The organism is Sphingobacterium sp. UDSM-2020, assembly GCF_016132525.1.
Classification (GTDB): domain Bacteria; phylum Bacteroidota; class Bacteroidia; order Sphingobacteriales; family Sphingobacteriaceae; genus Sphingobacterium; species Sphingobacterium anhuiense.
In genome coordinates this window covers 5,306,562-5,318,270 of the sequence record NZ_CP066166.1, presented here as the reverse complement: position 1 = coordinate 5,318,270, position 11,709 = coordinate 5,306,562, and the positions used below count along the sequence as shown (strand labels likewise).

11 protein-coding genes are annotated in these 11,709 nt (G+C 37.6%); 4 read left to right on the top strand and 7 right to left on the bottom strand.

Translation table 11 applies throughout. The features are described 5' to 3' along the window. Positions 1-257 (top strand): hypothetical protein (locus JAZ75_RS26060; protein ID WP_232789300.1); only part of this gene is annotated, 257 nt, incomplete at its 5' end. 313 nt (positions 258-570) lie between these two features. Here JAZ75_RS26060 and JAZ75_RS22430 read toward each other — a convergent pair. Genes JAZ75_RS22430 through JAZ75_RS22420 form a run of 3 tightly spaced genes read right to left on the bottom strand, consistent with a single transcriptional unit; the run spans position 571 to position 4,409 of the window. Further along, complete coding sequence (locus JAZ75_RS22430) at positions 571-1,296, bottom strand: MIP/aquaporin family protein (protein ID WP_208698658.1); 726 nt, start codon at positions 1,294-1,296, stop codon at positions 571-573. Between the two features lie 11 nt (positions 1,297-1,307). Next, positions 1,308-2,816, bottom strand: coding sequence for a glycerol kinase GlpK (gene glpK, locus JAZ75_RS22425; RefSeq protein ID WP_208698656.1), 1,509 nt, complete (start codon positions 2,814-2,816; stop codon positions 1,308-1,310). Positions 2,817-2,834: 18 nt separating this feature from the next. Beyond that, on the bottom strand, positions 2,835-4,409 hold the full coding sequence (locus tag JAZ75_RS22420; protein WP_208698654.1) for a glycerol-3-phosphate dehydrogenase/oxidase: 1,575 nt from the start codon (positions 4,407-4,409) through the stop codon (positions 2,835-2,837). 525 nt (positions 4,410-4,934) lie between these two features. Here JAZ75_RS22420 and topA point away from each other — a divergent pair. Genes topA through cmk form a run of 3 tightly spaced genes read left to right on the top strand, consistent with a single transcriptional unit; the run spans position 4,935 to position 8,483 of the window. After that, positions 4,935-7,373: a type I DNA topoisomerase gene (topA, locus tag JAZ75_RS22415; RefSeq protein WP_132842226.1), complete on the top strand. Its 2,439-nt coding sequence runs from the start codon at positions 4,935-4,937 to the stop codon at positions 7,371-7,373. A gap of 5 nt (positions 7,374-7,378) precedes the next feature. Further along, positions 7,379-7,792, top strand: coding sequence for a hypothetical protein (locus JAZ75_RS22410; RefSeq protein ID WP_021191794.1), 414 nt, complete (start codon positions 7,379-7,381; stop codon positions 7,790-7,792). Positions 7,793-7,796: 4 nt separating this feature from the next. Continuing rightward, complete coding sequence (gene cmk / locus JAZ75_RS22405) at positions 7,797-8,483, top strand: (d)CMP kinase (RefSeq protein ID WP_132842228.1); 687 nt, start codon at positions 7,797-7,799, stop codon at positions 8,481-8,483. A 14-nt stretch (positions 8,484-8,497) separates the two neighbouring features. On the opposite strand, the gene JAZ75_RS22400 is transcribed toward cmk, so the two are convergent. The 4 genes from JAZ75_RS22400 to JAZ75_RS22385 all read right to left on the bottom strand — a co-directional run bounded on the left by JAZ75_RS22400 (position 8,498) and on the right by JAZ75_RS22385 (position 11,670). Continuing rightward, the gene (locus JAZ75_RS22400) at positions 8,498-8,791 is read right to left on the bottom strand and encodes a hypothetical protein (RefSeq protein ID WP_021191795.1); all 294 of its coding nucleotides are present in this window, start codon (positions 8,789-8,791) and stop codon (positions 8,498-8,500) included. Between the two features lie 116 nt (positions 8,792-8,907). Next, the gene (locus JAZ75_RS22395) at positions 8,908-10,107 is read right to left on the bottom strand and encodes a pyridoxal phosphate-dependent aminotransferase (RefSeq protein ID WP_183912084.1); all 1,200 of its coding nucleotides are present in this window, start codon (positions 10,105-10,107) and stop codon (positions 8,908-8,910) included. 96 nt (positions 10,108-10,203) lie between these two features. Continuing rightward, positions 10,204-10,578, bottom strand: a complete 375-nt coding sequence (locus tag JAZ75_RS22390) for a DUF1573 domain-containing protein (protein WP_021191797.1) — start codon at positions 10,576-10,578, stop codon at positions 10,204-10,206. Positions 10,579-10,704: 126 nt separating this feature from the next. Beyond that, positions 10,705-11,670, bottom strand: a complete 966-nt coding sequence (locus tag JAZ75_RS22385; RefSeq protein WP_208698652.1) for an SIS domain-containing protein — start codon at positions 11,668-11,670, stop codon at positions 10,705-10,707. Positions 11,671-11,709: the final 39 nt, after the last annotated feature.

Sequence of the window (11,709 nt, the reverse complement as noted above, 5' to 3'; positions counted from 1 at the left end):
AGAGAAGTCAAGCCCGCCAGAGCCGATGGTATTGCCGTAACAGGTGGGAGAGTAGGTCGGTGCCTTTTTTTATACAGAAGCCTTTGCTATACAGCAGAGGCTTTTTTGTGTTTATACCTTTTTATGCTGTGAACAGGGCTATTCCGGTTATTCCGGTAACTTCTGCAGGCCCGTCATGCTCATCATTTAACCTATTCAGCTTCTATATCCTCTTCCTATCGGACAAGCATACTGTCACTATATCTTCCGATCTCTAATTTTTAATACTCATATAATGCTATTTGATACTTCTTATATACTAGGGACTATTATGTTCTCGTGAACGCGGGGTTTGTGTACTGCCTTTTTATTTCTTCGTTATCACTTAGCTATTCAGTTTTGTATGTAGCATATGATAGTCTATTTGAGATCACATGATTTACGGGCAATAGGTTTCCCTTTCATTATACTTGATAAAAAATAACCTAATCCAGTTTATTTAGCTGGATTAGGTTATTCTTAATGCTTATTATGATATTTATTATAGAATATTGGATTTTTATTCTTGCAATTGGACAAATTTTAATCGTCTTAATTTATACATAAATAAATCAATGTGGCAAGAGTGCTGCCTATAAGTGGACCGACTATAGGCACCCAGGCATATGCTAGATTAAATGTTTTTTTATTCTTTATCGGTAATAAAGCGTGTGTAATTCGAGGGCCTAAATCTCGGGCAGGGTTGATGGCGTACCCGGTTGTACCGCCTAAAGATAATCCGATTACCCAAACAATAAAACTTACCGGTATTGCTCCTATAGTACCTAAGCCCAAAGTTTGTCCTTGTTGGATAGTTGGTTCAGTGAAATGTAGGATGCAAAAAATTAAGACAAAAGTACCTACAATTTCACTGATGATATTAATTTTAGGATTAAAGATAGCAGGTCTTGTACAAAACACGGCCTCTTTGGCTCCTGCATCTTCGGTTTGGGTGAAATGATCTTTGTACATCAACCAAACGATAAATGAACCAAACATAGCCCCTAAAATTTGCATTGTGATGTATTGAAGTCCTAAACTTAAGGTCATTTTGTTCAATATTAAATTAGCAAGCGTAACAGCAGGATTAAGATGCGCCCCGCTATAGGGTCCTGCAATCGTTACTCCGGCAAATACCGCTAAAGCCCAAGCTGTACTGATTACCATCCAACCTGAATTGTTCCCTTTAGTATCTTTCAATACAACATTTGCGACAACTCCTCCTCCTAATAAAATGAGCACGGCTGTCCCAATAAATTCTGCGATTAGTACATTCATAATAACTGTTGTTAAGCGTTGAGATCGTAGTTAGCCCAAAACTTGGTTGTCTCTACAGCGCGCTTCCATTCTCGCAATGATTGTTCAATTGATGGATCTGGTATTGGTGTAAATGTTCTGTTAATTTGCCATTGTTTTGCTATTTCTTCCACACTGGGCCAAAATCCAACCGCTAGACCGGCTAAATATGCTGCTCCAAGTGCTGTCGTTTCTGTTACCTCAGGACGTATGGTGATTGTATTGAGAAAGTTGGCCTGGGTTTGCATCAGGAAATTATTCGCACTTGCGCCACCATCAACACGAAGTTCTTTGATTTCAATATTTGAATCAGACTGCATGGCTGTCAGAATATCTGTTATTTGAAATGCGATTCCCTCTAGCGCAGCTCTGGCAATATGAGCGACATTGGTGCCTCGAGAAAGCCCTAATATCGTACCACGTGCATAAGGATTCCAATGTGGTGCTCCTAAACCTGAAAAAGCCGGAACCATATAGACACCATCGCTATCCGCTACACTTTCAGCCAATTTTTCTATTTCTGCAGAAGTTTTGATGATACCTAATTCATCTCGTAACCACTGCACAACAGCTCCTCCAATGAATACACTTCCTTCCAGAGCGTATGTTACCTTTCCTCCAATTCTCCAAGCAATCGTAGTGACTAAATTGTTATTCGAAAAAATTGGTTTTGAGCCAATGTTCATTAATAAGAAGCAACCTGTTCCATAGGTATTTTTTGCCATTCCTTTTTGGGTGCACATTTGTCCAAATAGTGCCGCTTGCTGATCGCCCGCAATCCTTGCAATAGGTACACTACTGGAAAGGATCTGACCCGAAGTATGTCCATATACCTCTGACGAGGAGGCAACTTTAGGAAGGATACTTGCAGGTACGTTAAATATGGTCAGCAATTCATTATCCCATGTTAACGTTTCGATATTGTACAACATCGTTCTTGATGCATTGGACACATCGGTTACATGGACAGCTCCATCAGTTAGGTTCCAAATAATCCAACTATCTATGGTTCCAAAAGCGAGATCGCCCACATTTGCTCTTTCTCTAGCACCTTTTACATGATCTAATATCCAGTTGATCTTAGATGCGGAGAAGTAGGCATCGATACGAAGACCTGTTTTTTTCTGAATGGTATTGCCATGACCTTGATTTTCGATCTGCTTACAATAGTCTGCTGTTCTTCGATCTTGCCATACAATAGCATTATAGATGGGTTCCCCGGTTTTTCTATCCCAAATAATAGTGGTTTCACGCTGATTTGTAATTCCGATGGCTTTGATATGTTTTGGGGTAATCTTCATCTTGGCCATAACTTCTGTAAAAACTGAAAGTTGACTGGACCAAATCTCTTTAGGATCGTGCTCAACCCAACCAGATTTTGGATAAATCTGCTTGAATTCTTTTTGTGCTATCGCTTCTATTTTTCCTGACTTCGAAAAGATAATTGCTCTTGAGCTCGTTGTGCCCTGGTCTAATGCCAAAATGTATTCTTTAGTACTCATAAATGCGTTGTTAATGGATTAGGAATTGTAAGTATAGTTTTTACAAAGTATAAGGAATTGTGCAAGCTGTTCTTCTTCCCATGTTTTCGATTGCTCAAGTTCTTTGGACATAATCTGAACAACTAGGGGAGCTGCCTCCATGGCTGCTTTTGCATCTAAAAACAGCATGCGTATCCTTCTTGCTAAAACATCTTCCAGGCATCTTGCCATTTCATTTCTTACTGCCCATACTACTTCTGCTGCGATATAATCAAATTTGGGGTGAATCTTTTGGGACAAATTTGGATCCTTTTGTGCTAACTCTTGTATTAACTTTGCATCTGAACCGTATATCTGCCAGTGTCCCTGCTGTTTTTCTTGAAGATAACCATGTATTTTTAAGGTTTTTGTAATACAAGGAGCTGTATTTAACTTTCCGATTTGAATGGCTTTGTTAACGGTATCTTCTGCCATTTTACGATATGTCGTCCATTTCCCTCCTGTAATGGTAATCAATCCTGATTTACTGCTGATCAGTTTATGGTCCCGGGAGATTTCTTTTGTTGAAGCTGGATTACTTTCATCTGGTGCAGCCAGTGGTCGCAAACCTGCAAATACACTGAGTATATCTGCTCGGGTAGGAGCAGGATTGAGGTAGTTTTTAGCCGTTTCTAAAATAAAATCTACTTCTTCTTCTAAAGGTCTTGGTTCAATAGTGTGAATATCTAAGGGCGTATCTGTCGTTCCTAATAGGATGTGGTCGTGCCATGGCACACCAAATAGCACACGTCCGTCATTAGTTTCCGGAATCATAAGGGCATCTTCTTCCCCTAAAAATTTCTTGTCAATGACAATATGTGTTCCCTGAGATGGTCTTACTAAATTCTTATGGACAGGTGATTCCAGTTTTAATATATCATCAACAAAGATTCCGGTCGCATTAATGACGGTTTTTGCTTTAACTTCAAAATTCTGGTTTGACTCTAAATCTGTAAAAGAAACACCACAAACTTGACCATTTGTATCTTTATGAATGGCATTTACATCACAATAGTTTAAGATTGTTGCATCAAGAGAATTTGCTGTCTGTGCTAGATTGATCGCAAATCGGGAGTCATCAAACTGGCCGTCATAGTAGATTATACCCCCTTTTAGATTATCCTGTTTGACAGCATGCAGTTTTGCAACAACCTGACTGCTGGATAAAAATCTGGAAGTTCCGATCCGGTATGCACCGGCCATCCAATCATAGATTTTTAATCCAATCAGATATTTCCACTTACTGAAAAATGTATAGCATGGAATAATAAAGCTTTGAATTTTAGCTAAGTGTGGTGCATTTTGGAAAATTATTCCTCTTTCATGCAATGCGGAATAGACAAGTTTAATATCTCCATTTGCGAGATACCGCACACCACCATGGACTAATTTCGTACTCCTACTTGAGGTTGCTTTTGCAAAATCATATTTTTCGAGTAATAATGTTTTAAATCCTCGAGAAGCCGCATCGACAGCGATACCAAGCCCAGTTGCCCCGCCTCCAATGATAACAATGTCCCATTTTGAAGTTTTATTTACGTTTTCTAGATTCGTCTTTCTTTTGAAATTGCTCATACAATGATATGATTTTGGATATTTTGTTTATCAAATGTTCACTTTTTCAGGTATATCTTTTATAAAGAAGGGCCTTACATTATAAACGAAATAGCTTGAAAGTTTGTTTTATTTATTTTTTAATTAGTATTTTGTTCTCCAAATTGTTTTTTACAAAGTCACCAACAGATTGGAGTTTGTTTTCTTGTCGTTAGGTAAACCAAGGTAATCTTTTCGTCAGCTATAACGATACCTTAACCATTTATTAGCTATATGGTTGTTGTCAATAATTGGTAGGTCATACATTTGATGTACGATTTCATCCAATATAGATGTAATTTAAAGAGGTACGTCTTTGGTATTATTAAAGCTTGTTTGTTAAATTTCTACGGGTAAAAAACAGAATTTTATAAAAAAATATGAACCCTTGTTTTGGAATAAAACAAATGGTTATTTATTTTTTTTTCCTTAAATAATGTAAAAAAAGACTAAAAATATTGTCATTCGTTAAAGAAATGCCTTTATTTGCACAAATCTCAAATTTAAATGGCTAAAAATTTACTCATAGTAGAGTCTCCGGCGAAAGCGAAAACAATAGAAGGGTATTTAGGGAAGGACTTTTTGGTAAAGTCCAGTTACGGACATATTCGTGATTTGGTGAAGACCGATGATGCTATTGATACAGATAAAGATTTTCAACAAAAATATGAAGTGCCGAGTGATAAGAAGGCTGTTGTCAGTGAGTTAAAGAAATTAGCAAAAGCTGCAGAAACAGTTTGGCTAGCATCCGATGAGGACCGCGAGGGGGAGGCTATATCGTGGCATTTATTTGAGACTTTAGGTTTAAAAGATGAGAGTACTAAGCGTATTGTATTTCATGAGATCACCAAACCTGCGATTTTAAAGGCCATTGAGAATCCACGTAAAATAGATTATAATTTAGTAAATGCACAGCAGGCCCGTCGTGTACTGGATCGTTTGGTAGGATTTGAGCTTTCACCTGTGTTATGGAAGAAAGTAAAACCATCGTTGTCCGCAGGACGTGTTCAATCGGTAGCAGTGCGTTTAATTGTAGACCGCGAGCGCGAGGTTATAAAATTTAATGCGGAAGCATCATTTCGTATTGTGGCATTTTTCCATACTGGAAAAGTTAAAGATAGTTTTAAAGCTGAGTTGCCACAGCGTTTTGCAACAGAGGCTGAAGCAAAGCAGTTTTTAGAGGATTGTAAGACAGCGGAATTTGCTGTTAAGAGTTTGGAAACAAAACCTGCGAAAAGAGCTCCAGCGGCTCCGTTCACTACCTCAACGCTACAGCAGGAGGCTAGTCGTAAGCTAGGATTTTCTGTTGCGCGTACTATGCAGGTTGCTCAACGCTTATATGAAGCTGGTCGCATTACCTATATGCGTACCGATTCTGTTAACTTAAGTGATACAGCAACAGAAGCTGCTGAGAAAGAAATTCGTTCTGCTTATGGTGATCGTTATCATAAGTTAAGAAAATATAAAACAAAAACTTCTGGAGCTCAAGAGGCTCACGAAGCCATTCGTCCAACTTATTTTTCTGAACATAGCATTGAAGGTGATGCAGCAGAAAAACGTTTATACGATTTAATTTGGAAACGTGCTATTGCTTCTCAAATGAGTGAGGCAGAGTTCGAGAAAACATTAGCTAAAATTTCTATTTCTACACGTAAGGAGGATTTATCTGCTTCAGGTGAGGTAATGAAGTTTGATGGATTCTTGAAAGTTTATTTTGAATCTACAGATGATGATCAAGAGGTAACGAATGATGATGATAGTGATAACTCCTTGTTGCCACCTTTGGTAACAGGACAATCGGTCGTATTGAAAAGCATGAACGCGACAGAGCGTTTTACAAGACCTCCTGCTCGTTATACAGAGGCTGCTTTGGTGAAGAAGTTGGAAGAATTGGGTATTGGTAGACCATCTACTTATGCACCGACAATTTCTACGATTCAAAATCGCGGTTATGTAGTGAAAGAAGAAAGAGAAGGACGTTCACGTGACTATCGTGTATTGACTTTAGAAAATACGGAAATCTCTGCCGTTACTAAGACTGAAATTACTGGCGCTGAAAAAGGAAAAATGTTTCCAACAGATATCGGTATTGTTGTTAATGATTTCTTAGTTGAACACTTTAAAGGCATTGTAGATTTTAATTTCACGGCAAAAGTAGAAAAGGAATTTGATGAAATTGCACATGGTTTGACCGAATGGACAGATATGTTGCGTGAATTCTACGGACCTTTTCATTCAGAAGTACAGAATACGTTAGAAAATGCTGAACGTGCTAACAACGAACGTGAGTTGGGTGTCGATCCTGTATCGGGTAAACCTGTCTCTGTACGTATTGGTAAGTTTGGTCCTTTGGTGCAGATTGGTGCACAAGATGATGAAGAGAAACCTCGTTTTGCATCTTTGAGAAAAGGACAGATGATCGAAACGATTACTTTTGAGGATGCTATGGAATTGTTTAAGCTTCCAAAGAAGGTTGGTATCTTTGAAGAAAAGGAAATGACTGTTGCCATTGGCCGTTTTGGACCTTATATCCGTCATGATTCTTCTTTTTATTCTTTACCAAAGAATGTTGATCCACTTGATGTGACAGAGGAAGAGTGTATCCAGATTATCAAAGACAAGAGACAAAAAGATATTGAAAAGGTAATTCGTGTTTTTGACGAAAATCCTGAAGCTCAAATTGAACAAGGCCGTTGGGGACCGTTTATCCGTTTTGGAAAACAGAATTTGAAAATTCCAAAAGGAACAGAAGTAGAGCAGATCACGTATGAAGATGTCTTGAAATGGGCGGAAGCTGATGCTCCTAAAAGCAAAGGAAAAGTAACTGCTAAAAAAGCGACTACTGCAAAGAAAGCTCCTGCTAAAAAAGCTCCTGCAGCGAAGAAAGCGACTGCGGTTAAAAAGACAACTACAAAGGCTGCTGTGAAAGCGACTAAAGATAAATAATTGAAATGAAAAAGGATTTACCTGAAAACATTGTTCAAAATATTACGATTGCTGTTGTATTGGAGAGTGAAAGCCCGGAGTCAAAAGTTTGGAATGTTTATTTAATTAATGAAAAGAATCAAGAAATTCAAAATGTCTTGGTTACTTCAAAAGGTTATGGCGAAAAGGATGGTGCAAATGTGATCACAAGCACATTACGTCATTTTATCGGTAATGTTGCTCCACATTCTTTCGAAAAAATCGAAGCTATTGATGAACAGGTATTCGGTTTAACCAATGAATATTGGTTAAGCTTTTATATTGATAATATTATTTACGATAAAAAATACATCTTCCTACCTGAAAGCATTATAGAAGGGAATTTAATACTGGTTCCTTTAGTGAATAAGCTTGGGGTGATTATTGGGGGGATGAATTAGTTTTATGACAACAAGACATAACTTTATTATCGCTATTGATGGTTTTTCATCATGTGGTAAAAGTACAGTGGCAAAAGCACTGGCCAAAAAATTAAAATTTGTTTTCATTGACAGTGGTGCAATGTACCGTGCTGTGACACTTTATTTTCTCAGAGAGGGAATAGATATGAAAGATGATAAAGCAATAGCTGAGGCGTTGGAAAATATTCATATCGATTTCATTCCTAATGATGATAAAACTGAGATTCATCTTAATGATGAAGATATATCGGATGAGATCCGTCAGATGTATATTTCGGATATGGTGAGTGAAGTGAGTACAATAAAAGCTGTGCGTCAAGCCATGGTAAAACAACAGCAGAAATTAGGGCGGAGACGCAATATCGTGATGGATGGTCGCGATATAGGCACAACTGTATTTCCGGATGCAGATATGAAAATTTTCATGACAGCGGATCCGCAAGTACGTGCTAACAGACGTTATTTAGAATTGACCAATAAGGGAGAGCAGGTGACGATCGATGAAATTGTTAAGAATCTGGCACATCGTGATCATATTGATAGTACAAGGGAAGAAAGTCCTTTGCGTAAAGCGGAAGATGCCATTGTGCTGGATAATTCTTATATGAGTCAAGAAGATCAATTGACATTTGTCATTGATGAATACACAAAAAGAAGAGCTTCCAAATAGGAAACTCTTCTTTTTTATTTAATGCTATTGATTTGTTGTTGTTCTTTTAGTTTCGCAACATTGTTTTTCTCTCCAAATTCTTCTGTTTTTTCTTGGAAAGAATCTAATAGTTGACGGATTGCATCTGAATTGTCTGCTGTACGTTGAAAAATATCCGGTAGAATCTTTTCTAGATTTTGGTCTCCAAGTTCGATATTATCCACCTCGATTTTCCCAATTTTTTCTAATACGGCTTGCTGACTTTTCCTAACATCTTCTAATTCTCTCGCAATTTTTTCCATCAATTCAAATTTCTTCAATTTATCCATATTATATAAAATTTAGTGATCAATTACTATATATAACGTATAAAGTGTTCAAAATGTTTTAAATAAAAAAGGGTTGCTCATTTGAGCAACCCTTTTTTATCGTCTATACTCACTGATTAGTGTGTACGGCCTGGGTACACTTCAAGTCCTTTTTCTAAGCAGATCAATGCTTTTTTTAGATCGTTCTGATTAAGAACGTATGCTAGTCGAACTTCGTTGATTCCGGCACCTGGAGTGCTGTAGAAGCCTGTTGCAGGAGCCATCATAACCGTTTCATTTTCGTATGCAAACTCTTCTAACATCCATTGACAGAATTTATCTGCGTTATCGATCGGTAGTTTTGCTACAACGTAAAATGCGCCACCTGGATTAGGTGAAAATGCACCTTCAATTTTATTTAAGCCGTTGACTAAAGTATCACGACGTGCAGTATACTCTTCAGACACTGCCTCAAAATAACTATCTGGTGTATCTACAGCTGCTTCACCTGCAATTTGTCCTTCCAAAGAAGGGCTTAAACGCGCCTGTGCAAACTTTAGAGCGACTTGGTACAGTTCTTTATTCTTTGTGATTAAGCAACCTATTCTGGCACCACATGCTGAGTAACGTTTTGAAACGGTATCAAAAACAACAACATGTTGTTCCAATCCCTCCAGATGCATAGGTGAAATGAATTCACGCCCATCATAACAGAATTCGCGGTAGGCTTCATCAGAGAATAAGTATAAATCATATTTTAAACAAAGCTCACGCAATGCTTCTAGTTCTTCTCTAGAATACAAATAACCTGTAGGGTTGTTCGGATTACAGATCGCAATCGCTTTTGTTTTTTCAGTGATTACTTTTTCAAACTCCGCAATAGAAGGTAAAGCGAATCCATTGTCGATATAAGACATGATCGGTTTTACCACAATGTCTGATGAGCATGCGAAGCCGTTGTAATTGGCATAGAAAGGCTCAGGAATGATTACTTCTTCACCCGGGTTAAGACAAGCCTGCATCGCAATCATAATCGCTTCAGAGCCACCGTTTGTCACTAAAATATCAGTAGGTTCGATATTGTAGTTTAATTTATTGTAGTATGTCGTCAGTTTATTGCGGTAAGATGCTGTTCCTTCAGATGCCGTATAGGCCCAAACTTTGAAATCAATGTTTTTTAATGCATTGAGCATTACTTCTGGCGTTTCAATGTCCGGCTGTCCGATATTTAAGTGATAGATTTTTTTCCCTTCTTTTTTTGCTTGATCAGCGAAAGGTGTTAGTTTTCTAATTGGGGATGCGGGCATGTTATACCCTTTTTCTGATATTGATGGCATTATTTTATATAAATTAGCGAAGCAAATCTACTGAATTAAAACTAAAAAAGCCACTTTACTTGAAGTGGCTTTTCTTTAATTATGTACGCAAAGTAATTATTCTACAATTCCTTTGATGTATAAAGTTTTTACAGGTGTTTTTGTGTTCGATGTTACTGTAAAGCTTTTTGTAAAAGGTGCTTTTGAAGCAGCGTTGAAAGTAACTTTAATTGTTCCTGTGTCACCGGGTTTGATTGGTGTTTTTGTAAATTCTGCTACTGAACATCCACATGAAGGCTTAACATCAGAAATAATGATAGGCTCACTTCCTGCATTCGAAAATTTGAAACTGTATGATACTGGAGTTCCTTGTGCGATCTTTCCAAAATCATGTGTTTCTTTTTCAAATTTAAATTCGCTCTGACTTGTTTGCATTGCAGTAAATCCTACAAATGCAATAATAACAGTTAATACGGCTAAAAACTTTTTCATATCTTCTTCTTCTTAATTTGTTAACTATGCTCTTTGATAATGTCAAACAACGTACCAAAATAGAAATTTTAATACGTAATTGCCTTAGAAAAGAACGCGATAACAATAATATTACATTATGTATGACTAGATTATTCCTTCTTTTAATAAATCTTGAATATGTATGATGCCATCATACATATTTCCTTGTAAAACAATTAATTGAGACACGTTATTCTGACGCATCATATGCAGCGCATTTACAGCAAGCTCTGTTTTGTCGATCGTTTTAGGATGTGTCCCCATAATATCGCACGCAGTTAATCCTGTAAGATCTTCATGATTTTCAAGCATACGGCGAATATCCCCATCGGTAATGATGCCCACAATCTTTTCATCTTGCAATACTGCAACAGCACCTAATCTGTTTTGTGTGATGGTCAGTATGATTTCTCTGATAGTGGCATTACTTGGGATTTTTGGTTTTTCATTTTGATCGGAGAGATCCGCTACTTTTAGGTATAATTTTTTACCTAGCGCACCTCCTGGATGGTATTTTGCAAAATCCTGATCTGAAAAATCGCGACATTCCTGCAGACATACCGCCAGTGCATCGCCCATTGCTAGCTGAGCAGTGGTACTTGAGGTAGGAGCAAGATTGTTAGGGCATGCTTCTTTTTCAACAGTGGTGTCCAGTACGAAATCCGCTTGTTCAGCCAGATAAGAATTGATATTTCCTACCAGAGCGACCAATGTATTTCCGGTCTGCTTCAAGAAAGGCACCAGGACTTTGATTTCAGGAGTTGTACCACTTTTTGAAATTGCGATGATTAAATCTTGGTTTTGAATGATCCCTAAATCACCATGAATGGCATCGGCTGCGTGCATGAAAATGGAGGGTGTTCCAGTCGAATTCATTGTCGCAACAATCTTTTGTGCGATAATAGCACTTTTTCCTATTCCAGTGACAATAACACGGCCTTGTAAGTTAATTATATGTTTAACCACGTTAACAAAGTCGTCGTCAATCCGTTGTGATAAATCAGCTACCGCTTTAGCTTCTTCTTGTATAGCTTGGATAGCTATATTTTTTATATCGATGTTGCTTTTCACAAAAAAAATATCTACTTTTATATTAAAGAATGAATACAA

What these genes read in the sequence shown, in the direction of transcription:
- JAZ75_RS22430 (WP_208698658.1), bottom strand. Translation starts at nt 1,296, where the DNA reads ATGAATGTACTAATCGCAGAATTTATTGGGACAGCCGTGCTCATTTTA.
- glpK (WP_208698656.1), bottom strand. Translation starts at nt 2,816, where the DNA reads ATGAGTACTAAAGAATACATTTTGGCATTAGACCAGGGCACAACGAGC.
- JAZ75_RS22420 (WP_208698654.1), bottom strand. Translation starts at nt 4,409, where the DNA reads ATGAGCAATTTCAAAAGAAAGACGAATCTAGAAAACGTAAATAAAACT.
- topA (WP_132842226.1), top strand. Translation starts at nt 4,935, where the DNA reads ATGGCTAAAAATTTACTCATAGTAGAGTCTCCGGCGAAAGCGAAAACA.
- JAZ75_RS22410 (WP_021191794.1), top strand. Translation starts at nt 7,379, where the DNA reads ATGAAAAAGGATTTACCTGAAAACATTGTTCAAAATATTACGATTGCT.
- cmk (WP_132842228.1), top strand. Translation starts at nt 7,797, where the DNA reads ATGACAACAAGACATAACTTTATTATCGCTATTGATGGTTTTTCATCA.
- JAZ75_RS22400 (WP_021191795.1), bottom strand. Translation starts at nt 8,791, where the DNA reads ATGGATAAATTGAAGAAATTTGAATTGATGGAAAAAATTGCGAGAGAA.
- JAZ75_RS22395 (WP_183912084.1), bottom strand. Translation starts at nt 10,107, where the DNA reads ATGCCATCAATATCAGAAAAAGGGTATAACATGCCCGCATCCCCAATT.
- JAZ75_RS22390 (WP_021191797.1), bottom strand. Translation starts at nt 10,578, where the DNA reads ATGAAAAAGTTTTTAGCCGTATTAACTGTTATTATTGCATTTGTAGGA.